Annotated in this window: 22 protein-coding genes; 2 read left to right on the top strand and 20 right to left on the bottom strand. The window is 60.9% G+C overall.

All coding sequences use genetic code 11. The annotated features are described in order from the left end of the window. Nucleotides 1–6 precede the first annotated feature (6 nt). The 4 genes from ACERY3_RS21100 to ACERY3_RS21115 all read right to left on the bottom strand — a co-directional run bounded on the left by ACERY3_RS21100 (nt 7) and on the right by ACERY3_RS21115 (nt 4,302). Nucleotides 7–693, bottom strand: a complete 687-nt coding sequence (locus tag ACERY3_RS21100; protein WP_047059282.1) for a D-lyxose/D-mannose family sugar isomerase — start codon at nt 691–693, stop codon at nt 7–9. Between the two features lie 122 nt (nt 694–815). After that, entirely contained in the window at nt 816–1,757 is a 942-nt protein-coding gene (locus ACERY3_RS21105; RefSeq protein ID WP_021242935.1) for an ABC transporter substrate-binding protein, read from the bottom strand. 32 nt (nt 1,758–1,789) lie between these two features. Beyond that, entirely contained in the window at nt 1,790–2,785 is a 996-nt protein-coding gene (locus ACERY3_RS21110) for a ribose ABC transporter permease (RefSeq protein ID WP_029741569.1), read from the bottom strand. Next, nucleotides 2,782–4,302: a sugar ABC transporter ATP-binding protein gene (locus ACERY3_RS21115; RefSeq protein WP_023310078.1), complete on the bottom strand. Its 1,521-nt coding sequence runs from the start codon at nt 4,300–4,302 to the stop codon at nt 2,782–2,784. The genes ACERY3_RS21110 and ACERY3_RS21115 overlap by 4 nt, the downstream gene beginning before the upstream one ends. A gap of 233 nt (nt 4,303–4,535) precedes the next feature. Here ACERY3_RS21115 and ACERY3_RS21120 point away from each other — a divergent pair, with 233 nt between their 5' ends. After that, the gene (locus ACERY3_RS21120) at nt 4,536–6,818 is read left to right on the top strand and encodes an ATP-binding protein (RefSeq protein ID WP_373226417.1); all 2,283 of its coding nucleotides are present in this window, start codon (nt 4,536–4,538) and stop codon (nt 6,816–6,818) included. Between the two features lie 69 nt (nt 6,819–6,887). Next, on the top strand, nt 6,888–7,211 hold the full coding sequence (yjdP, locus tag ACERY3_RS21125; RefSeq protein WP_033144428.1) for a DDRRRQL repeat protein YjdP: 324 nt from the start codon (nt 6,888–6,890) through the stop codon (nt 7,209–7,211). 52 nt (nt 7,212–7,263) lie between these two features. Here yjdP and phnP read toward each other — a convergent pair whose 3' ends face one another. The 16 genes from phnP to ACERY3_RS21205 form a co-directional block, all read right to left on the bottom strand. Then, nucleotides 7,264–8,022 carry a phosphonate metabolism protein PhnP gene (gene phnP, locus ACERY3_RS21130; protein ID WP_373226418.1) on the bottom strand — a complete coding sequence of 253 codons (759 nt, stop codon included), beginning with the start codon at nt 8,020–8,022 and terminating at the stop codon, nt 7,264–7,266. A 9-nt stretch (nt 8,023–8,031) separates the two neighbouring features. Next, nucleotides 8,032–8,466: an aminoalkylphosphonate N-acetyltransferase gene (phnO, locus tag ACERY3_RS21135; RefSeq protein ID WP_047059272.1), complete on the bottom strand. Its 435-nt coding sequence runs from the start codon at nt 8,464–8,466 to the stop codon at nt 8,032–8,034. Beyond that, on the bottom strand, nt 8,459–9,010 hold the full coding sequence (phnN, locus tag ACERY3_RS21140; protein WP_058842081.1) for a ribose 1,5-bisphosphokinase: 552 nt from the start codon (nt 9,008–9,010) through the stop codon (nt 8,459–8,461). Before phnN ends, phnO begins: the two co-directional genes overlap by 8 nt. After that, complete coding sequence (gene phnM / locus ACERY3_RS21145; protein ID WP_058842080.1) at nt 9,007–10,143, bottom strand: alpha-D-ribose 1-methylphosphonate 5-triphosphate diphosphatase; 1,137 nt, start codon at nt 10,141–10,143, stop codon at nt 9,007–9,009. The genes phnN and phnM overlap by 4 nt, the downstream gene beginning before the upstream one ends. After that, complete coding sequence (phnL, locus tag ACERY3_RS21150) at nt 10,140–10,820, bottom strand: phosphonate C-P lyase system protein PhnL (RefSeq protein WP_058842079.1); 681 nt, start codon at nt 10,818–10,820, stop codon at nt 10,140–10,142. Before phnL ends, phnM begins: the two co-directional genes overlap by 4 nt. 9 nt (nt 10,821–10,829) lie before the next feature. Continuing rightward, nucleotides 10,830–11,585 (bottom strand): phosphonate C-P lyase system protein PhnK, encoded by a 756-nt coding sequence (phnK, locus tag ACERY3_RS21155; protein WP_033144434.1) that lies wholly within the window; start codon nt 11,583–11,585, stop codon nt 10,830–10,832. Beyond that, a complete protein-coding gene (gene phnJ / locus ACERY3_RS21160) occupies nt 11,582–12,427 on the bottom strand; it encodes an alpha-D-ribose 1-methylphosphonate 5-phosphate C-P-lyase PhnJ (protein WP_033144435.1) in 846 nt (281 codons plus the stop codon). The genes phnK and phnJ overlap by 4 nt, the downstream gene beginning before the upstream one ends. Next, a complete protein-coding gene (locus tag ACERY3_RS21165; RefSeq protein WP_058842078.1) occupies nt 12,420–13,484 on the bottom strand; it encodes a carbon-phosphorus lyase complex subunit PhnI in 1,065 nt (354 codons plus the stop codon). The genes phnJ and ACERY3_RS21165 overlap by 8 nt, the downstream gene beginning before the upstream one ends. Beyond that, nucleotides 13,484–14,068, bottom strand: a complete 585-nt coding sequence (gene phnH, locus ACERY3_RS21170) for a phosphonate C-P lyase system protein PhnH (protein WP_032662532.1) — start codon at nt 14,066–14,068, stop codon at nt 13,484–13,486. The genes ACERY3_RS21165 and phnH overlap by 1 nt, the downstream gene beginning before the upstream one ends. Then, nucleotides 14,065–14,517 (bottom strand): phosphonate C-P lyase system protein PhnG, encoded by a 453-nt coding sequence (gene phnG / locus ACERY3_RS21175; protein WP_058842077.1) that lies wholly within the window; start codon nt 14,515–14,517, stop codon nt 14,065–14,067. Before phnG ends, phnH begins: the two co-directional genes overlap by 4 nt. Then, entirely contained in the window at nt 14,518–15,243 is a 726-nt protein-coding gene (phnF, locus tag ACERY3_RS21180) for a phosphonate metabolism transcriptional regulator PhnF (protein WP_023310091.1), read from the bottom strand. It abuts the gene before it with no gap. A 20-nt stretch (nt 15,244–15,263) separates the two neighbouring features. After that, the gene (gene phnE, locus ACERY3_RS21185) at nt 15,264–16,043 is read right to left on the bottom strand and encodes a phosphonate ABC transporter, permease protein PhnE (protein WP_023334213.1); all 780 of its coding nucleotides are present in this window, start codon (nt 16,041–16,043) and stop codon (nt 15,264–15,266) included. Nucleotides 16,044–16,158: 115 nt separating this feature from the next. Further along, nucleotides 16,159–17,175, bottom strand: coding sequence for a phosphonate ABC transporter substrate-binding protein (gene phnD / locus ACERY3_RS21190; RefSeq protein WP_047059567.1), 1,017 nt, complete (start codon nt 17,173–17,175; stop codon nt 16,159–16,161). Nucleotides 17,176–17,199: 24 nt separating this feature from the next. Next, nucleotides 17,200–17,988, bottom strand: a complete 789-nt coding sequence (phnC, locus tag ACERY3_RS21195) for a phosphonate ABC transporter ATP-binding protein (RefSeq protein ID WP_033144439.1) — start codon at nt 17,986–17,988, stop codon at nt 17,200–17,202. A gap of 136 nt (nt 17,989–18,124) precedes the next feature. After that, a complete protein-coding gene (yjdN, locus tag ACERY3_RS21200) occupies nt 18,125–18,562 on the bottom strand; it encodes a VOC family metalloprotein YjdN (RefSeq protein ID WP_058842076.1) in 438 nt (145 codons plus the stop codon). An 80-nt stretch (nt 18,563–18,642) separates the two neighbouring features. Beyond that, nucleotides 18,643–18,978 (bottom strand): zinc ribbon domain-containing protein YjdM, encoded by a 336-nt coding sequence (locus ACERY3_RS21205; RefSeq protein WP_023310096.1) that lies wholly within the window; start codon nt 18,976–18,978, stop codon nt 18,643–18,645. Nucleotides 18,979–19,051: the final 73 nt, after the last annotated feature.

Here is a 19,051-nt window from a genome sequence, read left to right on the forward strand (position 1 = left end):
TACTCCTTATATCCGAAACAGGTTGTACTCGTTGCACAGCACCAGCAGCGCCGGTTCGTCTTCTTCGATGTTGTTATAGCGGGCAACGGGCTGCAAAAAGTGGTTATCGTGCTCGTCGTCGTTTACCGATGACACCTCCCCAACCAGCACGTCGCCGAAGCCGCGTTCGCCCCAGAAGCTGTGGTACAGAGTGGGTGTCAGGCAGATGCTTTCCCCTGGCGTGAGGCGCAGCTGGCTGCCGGGCGCGTGGGTCTGACGGCAGCCGTCGACGGTGACCGTCACGTCGGTGTTTTCCGTCTCTTCATGCGCCCCGGCATTCCATAACTCAATAATCAGATTCCCGCCGCCCCGGTTGATGATGTCTTCCCGCTTGCGCCAGTGAAAATGCATCGGCGTCACCTGGCCGTCGCGCACGTGCATAATTTTTTCGGCATAGCACTTTTCATAAGGCACGCCGTTGGGCGAGCCGTTGCGCAGGGTAAACAGCGTCAGGCCCTCAGCGGCAAAGCTGTTGCCGCCGAACGCCGTCACGTCCCAGCCGAGCTTGAGGTCGAACACTTCCTGCCATGCGGCCTGGTCAAGCTGCTGCCATTTTGTGGGCGGGAAGCTGGCAAACGGCGGGAGGTGCACGTCGTGCATGGAAAAAAACTGTCGCGTGTGGCCGAGAATTTCATTGATGTCGGAGCGTTTCATGGGGACTCCTTGAATTTTATGCCACCCCCTCACCCCGGCCCTCTCCCTCAAGGGAGAGGGGGAAATAAGTTCCCTCTCCCTGTGGGAGAGGGTTAGGGTGAGGGCATCAGGCCGCAACGAGGTTACTTAACCGTCCACCCCTTATAGGTCCCGACGTTCTTTTTATCGATCATCGTCACCGGGATCAGCACCGGCGCTTTCGGCGCAGGTTTGCCCTGTAGAATGTCATAGCCGATCTCCACCGCTTTTGCCGCCATCACCTGCGGATCCTGCGCCGGGGTCGCGACAAACAGCGAGTTTTCGCGCTTCAGCGCTTCCTCGCCGTCCGGGCTGCCATCCACGCCGACGATAAAGAACTCGTTGCGCTGCGCCTGCTTCGCGGCCAGATCGGCGCCGATCGCCGTCGGATCGTTAATCGCAAACACGCCGTCGATCTTCGGATTGGCCGCCAGCAGGGAGGTCATGACTTCCAGACCGCCTTCACGACTGCCCTTGGCGTTTTGGTTATCCGAGAGCACCTTGATATCCGGATGTTTTTTGAATTCCGTCTGGCAACCTTCCACGCGGTTTTGCACCGCAGAGACCGGCGGTCCGTTGATGATCACCACGTTGCCTTTGCCTTTCAGGCGATCGGTAATGTACTTACAGGCCATTTCGCCCGCCTGGGTGTTATCGGAGGTGATGGTCGCATCCGCCCCTTCCGCCGCCACGTCAACCGCAACGACCACGATCCCGGCGTCCTTCGCGCGCTTCACCGCCGGACCGATCCCTTTGGAATCTGCGGCGTTGAGGATGATCATGTCCACCTTCGCGGCGATGAAGTTATCAATCTGCGCCACCTGCTGGCCCAGATCGTAGCCGCTGGAGACCAGCGTCACCTTGACGTTATCGCCTGCCAGCTTGCGCGCTTCCAGCTCGGCACCTTTGGTGATCTGCACAAAGAACGGGTTGGCCAGGTCGCCCACCGTCACGCCGATGGACTTCAGATCTTTTGCCTGCGCAAACGGCGTTGCGGCAAGCAGCGCGCCAGCACAGAGCGCGGTCACTAACGGTTTCAAACGCATGTTGTTTTCCTCGAAGCTGTAGGGTTTTGTTGTTATGCACTTTGATGGTGTCGGGTACGGTATTTGTCGATCAGCACCGCTATGATGATCACCGCCCCTTTGATCACCAGCTGCCAGAAGTAGGAGACGCCCATCAGCGTCATGCCGTTATTGAGGGTGGCGATGATTAATGCGCCGACCAGCGTGCCGGTGATCGTGCCGATCCCGCCGACGAAGCTAGTGCCGCCGAGGATCACCGCCGCAATCGCATCCAGCTCGTAGCCCGTGCCGAGGTTGCCGTTGGCGCTGTAGAGGCGCGAGGCGCTCATCACGCCGCCGAGCCCGGAGAGCAGGCCGCTCATGCCGTAGACAAACAGCAGCACCAGCCAGACCTTGATGCCGGTCAGTCGCGCCGCCTGCATGTTGCCGCCCACCGCGTAGATGTGGACGCCGAGCGTGGTGCGGCGCAGGATGAACCAGCAGATAGCAATCACCGCAAGGGCAATGACTACCAGCCACGGGATCGGGCCGAGGTAGTTATTGCCGATCCACTCGAAGCTGATGTTGGAGTTAATGACCGTCGTGCCGTCCGCCAGCAGATAGGCCGCGCCGCGCAGCGCCGTATAGGTGCCGAGCGTCACGATGAAGGGCGGCAGCCCGGCAAAGGCCACCAGCGCGCCGTTGAACAGGCCCAGCACCATGCCGAGCATCAGCGCGGCCGGAATGGAGAGCATCGCAAATTCAGGGATAAGCGAGACCACCATCGCCGCTACCGCCGTGGTGCCCAGAATCGAGCCCACGGAGAGGTCAATCCCGCCGGTTAAAATGATGAAGGTCATTCCCGCCGCCAGCACGATGTTGATCGACGCCTGACGGGTAATGTTGAGCAGGTTGCTCTCGGTGAAGAAGTTCGGGGCGATAAAGCCAAATACCGCCACAATCAGGATAAGAATCGGCAGGATGCCGACCGTTTGCATCAGATCGCTCATCAGCAATTTCTTGGCGGAGGCGGATTTCGCCACCTGCTGCGGATGGGTTGGAGTTGTCATGATTGCACCGCCTGATGATGAGTGTCGTTCACGCCGGTTGCCAGCGTCATAATGTTTTCCTGAGAGATGTCGCGCCCGTGGAGTTCACCCGCAATGCTGCCTTCCCGCATCACGTACACCCGGTCGCTCATGCCCACCACTTCCGGCAGCTCGCTGGAGATCATCAAAATCGCCACCCCTTTGCGCGCCATCTGGTTCATGATGCGGTAGATCTCGCTTTTCGCGCCGACGTCCACGCCGCGCGTGGGTTCGTCCAGGATCAGAATGCGCGGACCGATGGCCACCCAGCGGGAGATCAGCAGTTTTTGCTGATTGCCGCCGGACAGCCCGCCCGCGCGCACCTGCGAATGGGGCACGCGGATGTTGAGCAATGCAATGGCGTCATCGGAAATCGACTGGGCTTTTTTGCGGTTTAGCATGCCGAAGGTCGCGTCGCGCTCCAGCGTCGCCATGGTGATGTTCTCCTGCGCCGCCAGCTCCAGAAACAGCCCCTGCTCCTTGCGGTTCTCGGTGAGAAAACCGATGCCGTTCTCGATGGCCGCGCGCGGGGAGTGGATCACCACCGGCTCGCCGTCGACCTCAATCATGCCGCCGGTGGCTTTGCGCACCCCAAAGATCAGCTGCGCCAGCTCGGAGCGCCCGGCCCCCACCAGGCCCGCCAGCCCAACGATTTCGCCGGAACGGACCTGCAGGCTGCACGGCTGTACCTTTTTACCGTCGGTGAGGTGGTGGACGTTGAGGCGCGGGCTGCCGAGGGGAATATCACGCTCCTTGTTGAACAGATCGCTTAACGGGCGGCCCACCATCATGCGCACCAGCTCGGAGGCGTTCAGCTTGTCGCGCGTCAGGCTGCCGACGTACTGCCCGTCGCGCAGAACGCTGACGCGGTCAGAAAGTTCATACACTTCCGCCATGCGGTGGCTGATATAGATGATCGCCATCCCTTCATCGCGCAGGCGCAAAATCAGTTCAAACAGGCGATGCGTTTCCCGGGAGGAGAGGGCGGCGGTGGGCTCATCCATCACCAGAATGCGGCTGTTGCGGTGCAGCGCGCGGGCGATTTCCACCTGCTGCTGCTCGGCGATGGTCAGCTTCATCACCAGGTCGGTGGCATTGAACTGTGCCCCGAGGCGCTCAATCACCGCCTGCGCCTGGGCGGCCATCTCTTTGCGCTGCACCATCCCGCCGCGCGACAGCTCGCTGCCAAGAAAAATATTTTCGGCAACGGTCAGGTTGGGCGCGAGCTGCATCTCCTGATAAATCAGGGTAATGCCTGCGGCCAGCGCATCTTTCGGCCCTTTAATGTGAAACGGCTGACCGTCGATCAGGATCTCACCGCTGGTGGCGGTATAGGCTCCCGCGAGGATTTTCATCAGCGTGCTTTTTCCCGCGCCGTTTTCGCCCATCAGCGCGTGGATCTCTCCGGGAAAGACCGTCAAATCCACACCCTTGAGCGCGTGGAAACTGCCAAACGTTTTGGCAATGCTGCGCATCTCTAATACCGGGGTTCTGCTCATGGCGGATCTCCTGCGAATGCCGATATCTGCACTTCATCACAGGTGCGTAAATGCAAAATGTCAGAAGCTGTTCATATTTGTCATAGTTATGAATAGCTAATGTAGATCACAGTTATTGAACTACCCTCACCCCGGCCCTCTCCCTGAAAGGGAGAGGGAGCAAATCATTCCCTCGCCCCTTTGGGGAGAGGGTTAGGGTGAGGGGACACCAAACCGCTCAGGAGCCCAAACCCATGCCATCACGCCGTCCGCCCTTTTTCGCCAGCGCCCGAGGCCGCCTGCTGATTTTTAATCTGCTGGTGGTCGCCGTGACGCTAATGGTGAGCGGCGTGGCGGTGCTCGGCTTTCGTCACGCCAGTCAAATCCAGGAGCAGGTTCAGCAGCAAACGCTGGACGATATGACCGGCAGCATGAACCTGGCCCGCGATACCGCCAACGTGGCGACGGCGGCGGTGCGGCTTTCGCAGGTCGTCGGGGCGCTGGAGTACAAAGGCGAAGCCGAGCGCCTGAAGCAGACGCAAATGGCGCTGCGCCGCTCGCTGGAACAGCTTGCGGAAGCGCCGCTGGCGCAGCAGGAGCCGGCGCTGGTGGCGCGTATTATTCAACGAAGCAATGAGCTACAGCAGAGCGTGACGGAGATGCTTGAGCGCGGACAGCGCCGCCATCTGGAGCGTAACGCGCTGCTGAGCTCGCTGTACCAAAGCAAGAGCTACCTGCGTCATCTTCAGGACATCAACCGCCGTTACGACAGCAACGTGCCGGATGCGCAGCAGCTGATGGAGATGGACCGGCTGATCGCCGCCGCCATCGACACCCCTTCGCCGCGCGCGACCGTTCAGCAACTGGACGCCGTGGCCGCTGCGCTGCCCCGGAGTGCCGTACAGCCGGTCGTGAAGGGGGTTCTGCCAGATTTTAATGCCGAGTTAGGCAAGCTCGCCCCGCTGTCGAAGCAGCTGGAAGAGAGCGATCTGGCGATAAGCTGGTATATGTTCCACATTAAGGCGCTGGTGGCGATCCTCAACAGCGACATTAATCAGTACGTCGGGCAGGTGGCGCAGGCTTCCCGGCTTCGCACGGCCCAGAGCCATCACGAGCTGCAGTCCATCAGCGTGTTTATCAGCTTCTTCGCCGTGCTGGCGTTGATCATCACCGGGTGCGCCTGCTGGTATATCTACCGCAATCTGGCCTCTAACCTGACGGCGATTTCCCGGGCGATGTCGCGCCTTGCTCACGGCGAACAGGATGTCTCCGTTCCCGCCCTCCAGCGGCGCGATGAGCTGGGCGAGCTGGCGCGCGCGTTTAACGTGTTTGCCCGCAATACCGCCTCGCTTGAGCACACCACGCGCCTGCTGAAAGAGAAAACCACGCAGATGGAGATCGACCGCGTTGAGCGTCAGGGGCTGGAAGAGGCGCTGCTGCACAGCCAGAAGATGAAGGCGGTCGGACAGCTGACCGGCGGGCTGGCGCATGATTTTAACAACCTGCTGGCGGTAATCATCGGCAGCCTTGAGCTCACCGACCCCGAATCAAAAGACGCGCCGCGCATTACCCGGGCGCTGAAGGCGGCCGAGCGTGGTGCCTTACTGACGCAGCGCCTGCTGGCGTTTTCCCGCAAGCAGTCCCTGACGCCGCATGCGGTAGAGATGCTGCCGCTGCTGGAGAACCTCCGGGAACTGATGCGCCACTCCCTGCCTGCCACCCTGACCCTGGAGATTGAAGCGCAAACCCCGGCATGGCCCGCCTGGATAGACGTTAGCCAGCTGGAAAACGCCATCATCAACCTGGTGATGAACGCGCGCGATGCGATGGAAGGGCAAAGCGGGGTGATTAAAATCCGGACCTGGAATCAGCGCGTTACCCGCAGCGACGGGCGCAGGCAGGATATGGTGGCGCTGGAGGTGATTGACCGCGGCAGCGGCATGTCGCAGGACGTAAAATCCCGGGTCTTTGAACCGTTCTTCACCACCAAGCAGACCGGAAGCGGGAGCGGGTTAGGCCTGTCGATGGTCTACGGCTTTGTGCGTCAGTCCGGTGGCCGCGTGGAAATTGAAAGCGCGCCGGGGCAGGGAACGACCGTTCGGCTTCACCTCCCGCGCTCGGTGCTGCCTGCTGCGGCAGACGATGAAGCGCTGTCAGCCACCGCCTCCGTCGATAGCGAGCGGCTGGTGCTGGTGCTGGAAGATGAGGCGGATGTCCGTCAGACGCTGTGCGAGCAGCTGCATCAGCTCGGCTACCTGACGCTGGAAGCGGACAACGGCGAGCAGGCGCTGAATATGCTGGAGGCTTCACCGGATATTGGCATGTTTATCAGCGACCTGATGCTGCCCGGCAGCCTCAGCGGCGCCGAGGTGATTAACCATGTGCGCAGCCATTACCCGCAGCTTCCTGTGCTGCTGATCAGCGGCCAGGATCTACGGCCCGCGCATAACCCTCAGCTGCCGGACGTCCAGCTACTGCGTAAGCCGTTTACGCGGGTGCAGCTGGCGCAGGCGCTGCGCAAGGTTATGGTAATTTGAGATTCCTCCGCTACCCCGGCTTCCCGCCGTTCATTATCGTAAGGCCAGTTCACCTGCGAGTCTGGCCTTATGAAACGTTACTCAACCGCTCTGTTATTTGGTCTGCTGTCACTCACCAGCCAGCTGGCTCATGCCGATATTGTTGATGATGCTATTGGCAACATTCAGCAGGCGATCAACGATGCCTATAACCCCAGCAGCAGCCGCAGCAATGACGACGACGATCGTTATGACCGCAGCCGTCAAATCGACAGCCGACAGTACGACGATCGTCGTCGACAGCTTGAAGACAGACGCCGCCGTCTCGACGAGCGTCAGCGTCAGCTGGATGACGATCGCCGTCGGTTAGAAGAGGATGAGCGCAGGTTAGAAGACGATTACGATCGAGGCTAAGTGTGGCCTGTTGCCCTCACCCCAACCCTCTCCCACGGGAGAGGGAGAAAACCTAATCCAGCACCAGCACCATCCCGTCATAGCCCGCCTCTATACCCTGCGGCAGCGGGTTATCCATCATCCACACGTCAAACTGATGGCTGATATGCGTCAGGATCACCTGCGGGCAGCCAATCACCTCGTTTAACGCAATCACGGTTTTTAAGTCGCAATGGTTTCGCGGCGTTTCCTCGCGCGGCTCATGGCTGCAGTCGATAATTATTGCCTGCGGCTGGTTGTTGAGCAGGAACTTCACCGTTTTTTCCGGCAGTCCGGCGGTGTCGGAAAGCCAGGCCACGCGGCTGTGGGCCGATTCCAGCAAATACCCGAAGGTCAGTTTTGAATGGTTGAGCGGCAGCGGCGTGACCCGCAAACCCTGAAGCTCAAACATCACAAACGGTTCGACCGTGTGGCTGAAATCCAGAATGCCGGGGTGCTTAAACAGGTCGTCGCATCCGGCGTCGTCCGGCGGACCGTAAACCGGGATCGTCGCCCCCACGCCCCAGCGCAGGGGGAACAGCCCCTGAACGTGATCCATATGGTAATGGGTGAGCAAGAACTGCTGGAAGCTGCCCGCCGGCCAGTCGTCCATCAGGTGCGGAATACCGGCATCCAGCAGGGTGACGGCATCGTTGAATTTCACCACCGCGCTGCACGGGCGACGGCGATAGTTATCCTGCAGGCGCGCCCGGCGACACGCCGCGCAGTCGCAGCCAAAGACCGGCACCAGCTGGGCGCCACCCGTTCCCGTCAACGTGATGGTCAGACTCATAGCGCACCTCTACAGCGGTTTGGTGAATCGGAAATGGCTCTGCGTGTATCCTTCACGAACGTAAAAACGGTGCGCGTCGGTGCGCTTCACGCTGGTGGAAAGTTCGGTCAGCTCCGCGCCGGCCTGTCGCGCTACCTCTTCCGCCCAGGCCAGCAGCTGACTTCCGACCTTTAACCCTCGCGCCTGCGGCATCACCACCAGCTCCTGGATCTCGCCGATCCAGCGCGCGTGGTGCAGGTGAAACTGCATGTGCAGGCCGATCATGCCGATGACCTGTCCCTCTCTCTCCGCAAGCTGGTAGCGCATGTTGCGATCCTGCAGGTTGGCAAGATAGCCCGCGTGGAACGCCTGGCGATCGAACTCTGCCTGCTTGAGCTCGCAGATCAGGGCGTAAACACTCTGCGCATCGTCGGCGGTGGCGGGGCGAAGCTGGCAGTCAGGCATGCTGTTTCTCCTTCTGACGGATAAGCGATAAAAAGGTATCGACTGACTGTAGCAAACTTCCGTCGTTATTGAGGATGTAGCAGTCCGACGGGGCATAGCGGGCCGCACGCTCAAGCCGCTGATCGATCTCACGGGCTGATTCACGCCCCCGACTCTGCAACCGGCTGCGCAGAACGTCCGGCGAAACCTGCAGGCAGACCGGCAGCAGGGCCGCCTCATAGCGGGCGCGCGCTTGCGGCAGATGCGCACGCGAGCCGTTAACAAGCACGTCGAACCCCGCATGCAGCCAGAGGTCGATTTCGATGCCCACGCCATAGTAATAACCGTTGGCGTGCCAGCTCAGCGCCAGCAGGTTTTGCCCGGCGCGGATGAAAAACTCCTGCTCGCTCAGGGCGATATGATTTTCGCTCCCGGCATGGGCCGCGCGGGTAATATAGCGATGCGCGACCAGCAGCTGCGGATGTTCCCGCTGCCGTAAGGCGGACAGCAGGCTGTCTTTACCGGAGCCGGAGGGCCCCATTAACCATATGAGCCTTCCCATCAGAACACCCTTTTTCCCTGACGCCAGACGTGGTCGATATGAACGTGCTCGCCCTTGCGGTGGGTGAGTACCAGATCCGCGCGTTTACCCTCGGCGATTTCCCCGCGATCCTGAAGATTAAGCGCCGAGGCCGGGTTTTTCGTCACCAGGCGAATCGCCTGCGGCAGCGTAAAGCTGTTGCTCTCGTCGTCGGCGACCCGGAACGCCGCATCCAGCAGGCTGGCGGGGTAGTAGTCGGATGAGAGAATATCCAGCAGGCCGAGCGAGGCAAGCTTGCTTGCCGCGACGTTGCCGGAGTGCGATCCGCCGCGCACGATGTTCGGCGCGCCCATCAGCACGTTCATGCCGTGCCTGCGTGAGGCTTCAGCCGCTTCAAACGTGGTGGGAAATTCGGCGATCACGCTGCCAAGCTGGTGGGATTCGCGCACGTGATCGTGCGTGGCGTCGTCATGGCTGGCCAGCGCGATATTGCGGTCACGACACATCGCGGCAATCGAGAGGCGGTTAGGCTGCGACCACTGAGCCGCAAGCGCCAGCTGCTCCTCCTCGTAGCGCGCCATCTCCGCATCGCTGAGAGAATATTTGCCCTGATAGTATTCGCGATACTTTTCAATGTTGGCGAACTGGCGCTGCCCCGGCGAGTGGTCCATCAGGGAGACCAGCGAGACCGGCTCGCGCCCGACCAGTTTTTCAAACAGCGGCAGGGTAGTGTGGTGCGGCAGCTCGCAGCGCAGGTGGAGACGGTGCTCGGCGCGGTTGAGGCCGCGCTTTTGCGTCTCCTCCACGGCGTTGATCATCTTCTCCAGATTCTCCAGGCGATCGCCGCCGTCGCGCACGTCGCCAATCGCCACCGCGTCCAGCACGGTGGTAATGCCGCTGGCGACCATCAGCGCGTCGTGGCTGCTCATCGCCGAATGGGCGGGCCAGTCGACCTTCGGGCGCGGGGTGAAAAATTTGTCCAGATTATCGGTATGCAGCTCAATCAGCCCCGGCAGCAGCCAGCCGCCTTCACCGTCCATCGCTTCAGGGGTACGGCTTTGGGTTTCGGCAAAGGCGCGAATAACGCCTTCATGAACTTCAACCGAGCCATTAACGACTTCATTTTCCAGCACCAGCCTGACGTTATTGATAATCATGCGTGGTCCCCCATCGGGTGCAATCTGTCCGCCACGCGGCTGCGTACGGCGTCGTCGTGGAAGATCCCGACGATCGCCGCGCCGCGCGCTTTGGCCTGTTCGATCAGTTCCACCACGGCCGCGCTGTTTTTGCCGTCGAGCGAGGCGGTGGGTTCATCCAGAAGTAAAATCGGGTAGTCGACGATAAACCCGCGGGCGATATTGACGCGCTGCTGTTCACCGCCGGAAAAGGTCGACGGGGCGAGATGCCACAGGCGCTCCGGCACGTTGAGGCGCGTCAGCAGGCTGGCGGCTTTGGCGGCGCAGGCTTCTCGCGGCACGCCCAGATCCAGCAGCGGCTGCATCACCACGTCCAGAGCGGAGATCCGCGGGATCACCCGCAGAAACTGGCTGACCCAGCCGATCGTCGTGCGGCGCACTTCCAGCACTTTGCGCGCGGGGGCCTGCACCAGATCGACCCATTCATCGTTGTGGCGAATGTGAATGTGGCCTTCATCCGGGAGATAGTTGGCGTACAGGGAGCGTAGCAGGGTGGATTTTCCGCTGCCGGAATGGCCGTGCAGCACCACGCATTCGCCGCTGCTGATCTCTAATGAGGCATTTTGCAGCACCGGCAGGCGCACGCCGTTTTGCTGGTGGAGCACAAAGGTCTTACTTACGTTTTGTACGTGGATCATGTTGGCCTCTTAATTCTGCAATACGGACGACACCAGCAGCTGGGTGTACGGATGGTGTGGATCGTCGAGCACCCGGTCGGTTAACCCACTTTCCACCACCTGGCCCTGCTTCATCACCAGCAGACGGTCCGCAAGCAGGCGCGCAACGCCCAGATCGTGGGTGACAATCACCACCGCGAGGTTCAGCTCCACCACCAGACCGCGCAGCAGGTCGAGCAGGCGCGCCTGCACGGAGACGTCCAGCCCGCCGGTGGGTTCATCCATAAACACCAGCTTCGGATGGGTGACCAGGTTGCGGGCAATCTGCAGGCGCTGCTGCATCCCGCCGGAGAAGGTCGTCGGCAGGTCGTCGATGCGCGAGGCGGGGATTTCCACCTCTTCCAGCCAGTGCTGGGCGGTAGCGCGGATGTTGCCGTAGTGGCGCGCGCCGGTGGCCATCAGGCGTTCGCCGATGTTGCCCCCGGCAGAGACCTGACGGCGCAGGCCGTCCATCGGGTGCTGATGCACCACGCCCCACTCGGTGCGCAGCAGGCGACGGCGCCCGGCCTCGCTCATGCCGTACAGCGAGGCGCCCTCATACAAAATGTCGCCGTTCTGCGGCGTCAGGCGCGCGGAGATGGACTTCAGCAGGGTGGTTTTGCCGGAGCCGGACTCGCCGACGATCCCCAGCACTTCGCCCGGCCACAGCTCGAACGACACGTCGCTAAAGCCTTTGCCCGGCGCATACAGGTGAGTCAGGTTATTAACCGAAAGCAGCGGTTTCATTGGCTATTCGCCTCGCTCTGTTGGCGGCAGTAATCGGTGTCGGAGCAGACAAACATCCGTTTGCCCGTGTCGTCCAGCACCACTTCGTCCAGATAGCTGTGTTTGGATCCGCAGATGGCGCACGGCTCGTCCCACTCCTGCACCGTAAACGGGTGATCGTCGAAATCCAGGCTTTCCACGCGGGTGTAAGGCGGGACGGCGTAGATGCGCTTTTCGCGCCCGGCGCCGAACAGCTGCAGGGCGGGCATCATGTCCATCTTCGGGTTATCGAATTTTGGGATTGGCGACGGGTCCATCACGTAGCGCCCGTTCACCTTCACCGGGTAGGCGTAGGTGGTGGCGATATGGCCGAAGCGGGCGATATCCTCATACAGCTTCACCTGCATGACGCCGTACTCTTCCAGCGCGTGCATGGTGCGGGTTTCCGTTTCGCGCGGCTCGATAAAACGCAGCGGCTCCGGGATCGGCACCTGGAAAATCAAAATCTGATCTTCAGTGAGCGGGGTTTCCGGGATGCGGTGACGGGTCTGGATCAGCGTTGCGTCTTCGGTTTTTTCGGTGGTATTGACGCCGGTTACGCGCTGGAAGAAGCTGCGGATCGACACGGCGTTGGTGGTGTCGTCGGCGCCCTGGTCGATGACCTTCAGCACGTCCGCCTCGCCGATCACGCTGGCGGTGATCTGTATACCGCCCGTGCCCCAGCCGTAGGGCATCGGCATTTCGCGGCCGCCGAACGGCACCTGATAGCCCGGAATGGCCACCGCTTTTAAGATGGCGCGGCGGATCATGCGTTTGGTTTGCTCATCCAGATAGGCAAAGTTGTAGCCGCTTAAGTTAGCCATTTTTGCGCTCCCGTTGCAGGCGTTTCAGCAGTTCCAGTTCGGCCTGGAAATCGACGTAGTGCGGCAGCTTGAGGTGCGAGACGAAGCCAGCGGCCTCAACGTTATCCGCGTGGGCCAGCACGAACTCTTCGTCCTGCGCCGGGCCTGCAACGTGCTCGCCGTAGTCCGGTGCCTGCAGGGCGCGGTCGACCAGCGCCATGGCCATGGCCTTGCGCTCGCCGAGGCCGAACACCAGCCCGTAGCCGCGGGTAAAGTGCGGGTCTTCGTCTTCCGGGGCGACGAAACCGTTGACCATTTCACACTCGGTCATCAGCAGTTCGCCGACGTTCACCGCAAAACCCAGCTCTTCCGGCGCGATTTCAACGTCAATGTAGCCGCTGCGAATTTCGGCCGCAAACGGGTGGTTGCGCCCGTAGCCGCGCTGGGTGGAGTAGGCCAGCGCCAGCAGATAGCCTTCATCGCCGCGCATCAGCTGCTGCAGGCGGGACGAGCGCGAGCACGGGTAAACCGGCGGCGTGCGGGTGATGTCATCCGGCTGCGCGCCTGAATCTTCTTCCGTCTTCGCCAGACCCTGTTTTGCCAGCAGGCTGAAGACGTGCGGAGACGGTTCCTGTTCGGCGTCGGAGGTGCTCAGCTGCGGCGATTCGCCGTTCGCCAGCAGGGTGAAATCCAGCAGGCGGTGGGTGTAGTCGTAGGTGGGGCCAAGCAGCTGGCCGCCGGGAACGTCTTTATAAACGGCAGAAATGCGGCGTTCCAGGCGCATCTCCGCCGTGTTCACCGGCTCGCTCACCGCCAGTTTAGCAAGCGTGGTGCGGTAGGCGCGCAGCAGGAAGATGGCTTCCACGTTGTCGCCGCTGGCCTGCTTCAGGGCCAGCGCCGCCAGCTCGCGGTCGGCGATGCCGCCCTCGGTCATCACGCGGTCGACGGCGAGGTTTAGCTGCTGTTCAATCTGGGCGACGCTCAGCTCGGGAAGCTGTTCATCGCCCCGTCGTCTGTGCGCCTGTAGCGCATGGGCGGCGGCGATGGCCTTCTCGCCCCCTTTGACGGCAACGTACATCAGCACACCTCCACGTGGGTGGTCCGCGGGATTGCCAGCAGGCGCTCGCCGCAGGTCAGGATCAGGTCAATGCCCAGCGGGAACGGGTGCGGGCGCTCGGTCAGCTCGTGAATGATGCACTCCGGCAGCTGCGGCGCGACCATGCGTTCGTCGGCGATGCCTGCCCCCGTGAGGCGCAGCATGCGGCCGCCGCTCAGGCTGGAGACCTGCAGGATCAGCGTGGCGCTGGTCTCCGGGGCGACGGCGCTGCCTTCGCTCAGGGCGTTTAATTGCTCATGGCTGATTTGCTCGTCAGCCACGGCAAAAACCGCCTGCTGGGGCTGATCGACCAGCGGGGCGCTGGTGTGAAAACGCAGGTTCTGGCTGGCGATATCGTTCGACAGCGCGCCTGAAAGCCACACCGGGGTGTCGTTGTCGGCAAGCGTCAGCAGCACGCTGGTGGTCGCCAGATTCAGCGGCAGCCAGCCCTGGGAGAGCTGGTGCAGCGAGACGATCACGCCCGGCTCGCTCATCGCTTTCAGCAGGCGACGAAAACTGTGTTGGGCATCCTGGACGGCCAGGGTAAAAGCAGGTTGAAGCGTCATGCGTTGTCTCCGCGAACGAGCGTAAAGAAGTCGACCCGGCTGGTGTTCACTTCGGCCTGACGTGCGGCAATGCGCGCGGCGCGGTCGGCTTCCAGCGGGGCAATAAGGGTTTCCATTAACGTCTGGAAATAGGGTTGTTCCTGTAAAAGCGCGTCGATCACCGCGCAGCGCTCGGCGTGCGCTTTGTCGCGCCCCAGCACGTAGCTGTAGCCCAGCGTGCCGCTGTTCAGGCGGATTGCCGCGCGGGTGAGGGTGGCGTCTCCGGCGAAAAAGCGCTCGCCGGTGCCGCCCATGCGCGCCTGGATCTGAACGAGGCCGATCTCCGGGGCGCGAAGGGTGTCGTAGTCTGGCGTCAGGCTGAGCGCGTTCATGCGGGCAGCCAGCGCAGCAGGCTGGCTGTGGGCCAGCACGCGCATCCAGCGCTGTCGGGTGGCGGTATCGAAGTACATTCAGTGCTCCATGGTGAATTCGATCATGTCGGCGCGGGTCAGGCTGACGGAGTATTCCGTCGCGTTGATCTCGCCGTCACGGTGATTGAGGGTGCGCACGCAGAGCAGCGGGGCCATATTGGGGATTTCGAGCACCTTGCTCTCTTTCGCCTGCGCGCGACGGGCGCTGATGCGGGTCTGGGTGCGCTTGAGCGCAATGCCGGTCGCATCCTGAAGGAAGTCATGCAGCGAGCCGCTGGAGAAATGCTGGAGCACGGGCCAGAGGGCGAGGTCCGCAAAGTAGTGGTCTATCTGGCATACCGCCACGCCGTTAACGCGACGCAGGGTGCGCAGGTGAATGACGTCGTCACCTTCCTGAATACCCAGCGCGTCCGCCACGTGGCTGGAGGCCGGACGCAGTACCGAGAGCAGCTTTTCGCTGGTCGGGTGGCTGCCCTGATCCAGCAGGTTCTGGCTAAAGCGCGCCTGGGCGTTCAGCGGGTAGTCGAACGGGCGCATCAGCACCAGCACGCCCACGCCCTGACGGCGCTGGACCCAGCCGCGCTCGACCAGCTGGTCAATGGCGCGACGCAGGGTGTGGCGGTTCACCTCATAGCGGTCGGCAAGCTGTTGCTCGGCGGGCAGGTAGTCCCCGCAGCGGTAGTGCGTGCGCAGCTCCACTTCGAGCTTTGCGGCAATCTCTTGCCAGCGGGTGGGATAACTGGTCGGATGTCTGGATAAGTGCATAGAAAACAAAGCCTCGCTTCTCAGATGAAGTGCTTACGCAAACGTTGAGAGAGGAAATCCAGCAGGCTGACGGTGACGATGATGAGCACCATCAGGGCGCAGGTTTGCTGGAACTGGAAACCGCGAATCGCTTCCCACAGGGTGACGCCAATCCCGCCTGCGCCCACCATGCCGACCACCGTCGCGGAGCGGACGTTGGACTCAAAGCGGTACAGGGAGTAGGAGATCAGGAGCGGCATAACCTGCGGCAGGACGCCGTACAGGATCTCTTCGATTTTGTTGGCGCCCGTTGCGCGGATGCCTTCCACCGGGCCGGGCTCGATGGCTTCGACCGCTTCGGAGAGCAGCTTGGAGAGCACGCCGGTGGTGTGGATGAACAGTGCCATCACGCCGGCGAACGGACCCAGGCCAACGGCGACCACGAACAGCATCGCAAAGACCATCTCGTTGATGGCGCGACAGGCGTCCATCAGGCGACGCATCGGCTGATACACCCACCACGGCACGATGTTTTCGGCGCTCATCAGGCCAAATGGGATGGAGAGAACGACGGCAAGGGCGGTGCCCCAGACGGCGATTTGCAGGGTGACCGCCATTTCGCTGAGGTAATCCTGCCACTGGCTGAAGTCCGGCGGGAAGAAGTCGGCGGCGAAGGTCGCCATGTTGCCCGCGTCCTTGAAGAGCAGCAGCGGATCCATTTCCGCGCCCTTCCAGGAGATAACCAGCACCGCCAGCAGGATGGCCCAGCTTATGAGCGAGAACCAGCTGCGCTTCGGCGGCGGGAGGGTGATGGTTTGCATGTTGGCTCCTTAATCTGTTCTCCCTCTCCCTGTGGGAGAGGGCCGGGGTGAGGGCATCAGCGTGCGCATTTCCCCCTCACCCTAACCCTCTCCCTCAAGGGAGAGGGAACTTGAGTTACTGCACCGCTTTATTCACGCTCGTCATCGCACCGAGCGCGGCGGTCAGGCGGTCGAGGTCTTCCAGCTGGGCCTCAATTGCGGCCACTTTGCTGGTCTTCTCCTCGTCCTTCAGCCCTTTGTTGTCCTTCACGCCCTGCATCTCTTTAAACAGCGCCAGCTGGCGAATCGGGACCAGCTGCAGGTCGCTTGACGGGCGGAACGGTGCCCAGCCCAGACGCGCCAGGACCGCTTTCTCTTCCGGCGTTTTGCCATAGGTCATAAAGAAGTCGTACACCTTGTCCTTGGTGCTCTCGGAGAGATTTTTACGCCAGACGATTGGGTCGCCCGGGATCAGCGGCGATTTCCAGATAACCTTGATCTCTTTCAGCTTGTCCGGCGCGGAAGTTTTCAGCTTGTCGAGGTTCTCGGTGTTGTTGGTGGCAACGTCCACCTGCTTGTTGGCCACGGCCAGGGCGTTGGTTTCGTGGCTGGCGTTCACCGTGCGTTTGAAGTCGCTGGCGGAGGCGTTGTTTTTGGCGAAGACGTAGTAGCCAGGGACAAGGTAGCCGGAGGTCGAGTTCGGGTCGCCGTTGCCGAAGGTCAGCTCTTTGCGTTTGGCGAGCATGTCGTTGAGGTTGTTGATCGGGCTGTCTTTGTTGACGATCAGCACGCTCCAGTAGCCCGGGGAGCCATCTGCCGCGACGGTCTGGGCAAAGACCTGGCCGTTCGCGCGGTCCACCGCTTCCATGGCGGAGAGGTTGCCGTACCAGGCGATGTCCACTTTATTAAAGCGCATCCCCTGGATGATGCCCGCGTAGTCCGGGGCGAAGAAGGCGTTCACTTTGATCCCCAGCTTAGTTTCCATATCTTTCAGGAACGGTTCCCACTGAGGCTTCAGGTTCTGCTGTGATTCCGTCGAAATAATGCCGAAGTTCAGCGCTTTTTCCTGCTCTTGTGCATACGCCGGGCTTAACAGGGTGCTGAGGCTGAACATGCTGGTAAAGGCCAGCGCGGCAACGGCTTTGTAGCTCATGTACTTTCCTCGGATCGGGTTTAATTAAGCAGCCTGCGCGTTCTCTTCGACGCGGTTAATGCTGCGGTAGAGATGGTCAAAACGTTCGTTATCAAACTGATGGCTCGCGCCATCAAAGAACACATGTCCCTGACGCAGGGCGACAATGCGTTCGCAGTAGCGCAGGGCGTAATCCACCTGATGCAGCGTGACCACTACGGTGATGCCGTCGTTCTGGTTAATGTCGCGCAGGGTTTCCATCACGATGCGGGCAGACTCCGGGTCCAGCGAGGCAATGGGTTCGTCTGCAAGAATGATTTGCGCTTTCTGCATCAGCGCGCGCGCAATCGCCACGCGCTGCTGTTGCCCACCGGACAGGGTGGAGACGCGCTGGTGGGCAAAATGCGCCATGCCGACGCGGGTCAGGGCCTGCAAGGCTTCCTGCTTCTGTGAAGGAGAGAACCAGCGCAGACAGGTGCGCCAGAACGGGGTGCTGCCGAGCGCGCCAATCAGCACGTTCTCCAGCACCGTCAGGCGGTTCACCAGGTTGAACTGCTGGAAGATGTAGCCCGTCTGGGCGCGGCTCTTGCGGATATCGCTGGCGAGACGCCCCGCGCGCTGCACGGTATTGCCCAGCAGCTCGACGTGGCTTTCCGGCGTTTTATCGCAGGTGATAAGACCGCTTAAATGACGCAGAAGGGTGGATTTACCGGAACCGGATGGCCCCAGCAGCGCCACCATTTCGCCCTGCTGGACGGTCAGATCAACGGCATGCAGAGCCTTATTGTGATGGAAGGTCTTGCTCAGTTTCTCGACGCGGATGACGGTTTGCATGTGCTGGGCCTCACGATAAATGTGGCCTCATGCTGGCGCATCAATGTGACATTTGGGTTAAGTCTGGGTTGCGGGAGTTTGAAGAGTTGAGCGGAGTTTGATGACAGGCGGAGGCAGAGCGCCCACCGCCCGAAAATTAGTGCTGCTGCTTAACGACGTTAATCATCCACGGCACGCCGTATTTATCGGTGACTTTACCGAAACCGTGTGCCCAGAAGGTTTCCTGCCAGGCCATGTCGATATTCCCGCCCGCGGCGAGGTTGTCGAACCAGCGTTTGCCTTCATTAACGTCCTGGGTGTCGAGAACCAGCGTGAAGCCCGCGTACTGCGCGTTGCTTCCCGGCGGCATCCCGTCGCTCATCATGATATCGCTGCCCGCAATGCGGACGTTGGAGTGAGCGATAGCCGAATCCGAAAATTGCATACCGGACGGACAGCCTTCTTCGCTGTTATCGCTTTTTGGCATTTCGCCGAAGGTGATTTTATAGAGAAGCTCTGCGCCGACGGCTTGCTGGTAGAAAGAAGTGGCTTCTGCACAGTTGCCGGCAAAAGAGATGTAGGGACTTAACGGCATAATCTTTACCTCACGTAAGAAAAGCCCGTTAAGTGTAGTTCCCGAAAACCCGGTAAGCGAAGCGCCACCGGGCGGGTAAATCAGTTCTTTTTCACGAACTCTGATTTCAGCTTCATCGGACCGAAGCCGTCAATTTTGCAGTCGATATTATGATCGCCTTCAACCAGACGGATATTCTTCACTTTGGTGCCGATCTTCAGCATGGAAGAACTGCCTTTCACTTTTAGATCTTTAATCACGGTTACGCTGTCGCCGTCCGCCAGCAAATTGCCGTTCGCATCTTTTACGACAAGTGCATCAGCATCGTGTGATGGTTCGGCATCGTTCCATTCGTGAGCGCATTCCGGGCAGATGAACATGCCATTATCTTCATAGGTGTATTCAGAATTGCATTTTGGGCAGTGTGGGAGTGACATATCGGTATCCTCAAAAAGTGTAAACGCGCTGGAAAGTGCCAGCTAAATGACGGCAGCGTGCCGAAAAAGGCGG

Source organism: Enterobacter cloacae complex sp. ESBL7, assembly GCF_041679625.1.
GTDB classification, from domain to species: Bacteria; Pseudomonadota; Gammaproteobacteria; order Enterobacterales; family Enterobacteriaceae; genus Enterobacter; species Enterobacter asburiae_B.

Excerpts from the sequence above, each read along its gene's own strand:
- phnG (WP_058842077.1), bottom strand. The coding sequence starts at position 14,517 with ATGTACTTCGATACCGCCACCCGACAGCGCTGGATGCGCGTGCTGGCC.
- phnC (WP_033144439.1), bottom strand. The coding sequence starts at position 17,988 with ATGCAAACCGTCATCCGCGTCGAGAAACTGAGCAAGACCTTCCATCAC.
- ACERY3_RS21205 (WP_023310096.1), bottom strand. The coding sequence starts at position 18,978 with ATGTCACTCCCACACTGCCCAAAATGCAATTCTGAATACACCTATGAA.
- ACERY3_RS21165 (WP_058842078.1), bottom strand. The coding sequence starts at position 13,484 with ATGTACGTTGCCGTCAAAGGGGGCGAGAAGGCCATCGCCGCCGCCCAT.
- phnO (WP_047059272.1), bottom strand. The coding sequence starts at position 8,466 with ATGCCTGACTGCCAGCTTCGCCCCGCCACCGCCGACGATGCGCAGAGT.
- phnM (WP_058842080.1), bottom strand. The coding sequence starts at position 10,143 with ATGATTATCAATAACGTCAGGCTGGTGCTGGAAAATGAAGTCGTTAAT.
- phnK (WP_033144434.1), bottom strand. The coding sequence starts at position 11,585 with ATGAAACCGCTGCTTTCGGTTAATAACCTGACTCACCTGTATGCGCCG.
- phnD (WP_047059567.1), bottom strand. The coding sequence starts at position 17,175 with ATGAGCTACAAAGCCGTTGCCGCGCTGGCCTTTACCAGCATGTTCAGC.
- phnH (WP_032662532.1), bottom strand. The coding sequence starts at position 14,068 with ATGACGCTTCAACCTGCTTTTACCCTGGCCGTCCAGGATGCCCAACAC.
- yjdN (WP_058842076.1), bottom strand. The coding sequence starts at position 18,562 with ATGCCGTTAAGTCCCTACATCTCTTTTGCCGGCAACTGTGCAGAAGCC.
- phnJ (WP_033144435.1), bottom strand. The coding sequence starts at position 12,427 with ATGGCTAACTTAAGCGGCTACAACTTTGCCTATCTGGATGAGCAAACC.
- phnL (WP_058842079.1), bottom strand. The coding sequence starts at position 10,820 with ATGATCCACGTACAAAACGTAAGTAAGACCTTTGTGCTCCACCAGCAA.
- yjdP (WP_033144428.1), top strand. The coding sequence starts at position 6,888 with ATGAAACGTTACTCAACCGCTCTGTTATTTGGTCTGCTGTCACTCACC.
- ACERY3_RS21110 (WP_029741569.1), bottom strand. The coding sequence starts at position 2,785 with ATGACAACTCCAACCCATCCGCAGCAGGTGGCGAAATCCGCCTCCGCC.
- phnP (WP_373226418.1), bottom strand. The coding sequence starts at position 8,022 with ATGAGTCTGACCATCACGTTGACGGGAACGGGTGGCGCCCAGCTGGTG.
- ACERY3_RS21100 (WP_047059282.1), bottom strand. The coding sequence starts at position 693 with ATGAAACGCTCCGACATCAATGAAATTCTCGGCCACACGCGACAGTTT.
- phnF (WP_023310091.1), bottom strand. The coding sequence starts at position 15,243 with ATGCACTTATCCAGACATCCGACCAGTTATCCCACCCGCTGGCAAGAG.
- phnE (WP_023334213.1), bottom strand. The coding sequence starts at position 16,043 with ATGCAAACCATCACCCTCCCGCCGCCGAAGCGCAGCTGGTTCTCGCTC.
- ACERY3_RS21120 (WP_373226417.1), top strand. The coding sequence starts at position 4,536 with ATGCCATCACGCCGTCCGCCCTTTTTCGCCAGCGCCCGAGGCCGCCTG.
- ACERY3_RS21105 (WP_021242935.1), bottom strand. The coding sequence starts at position 1,757 with ATGCGTTTGAAACCGTTAGTGACCGCGCTCTGTGCTGGCGCGCTGCTT.
- ACERY3_RS21115 (WP_023310078.1), bottom strand. The coding sequence starts at position 4,302 with ATGAGCAGAACCCCGGTATTAGAGATGCGCAGCATTGCCAAAACGTTT.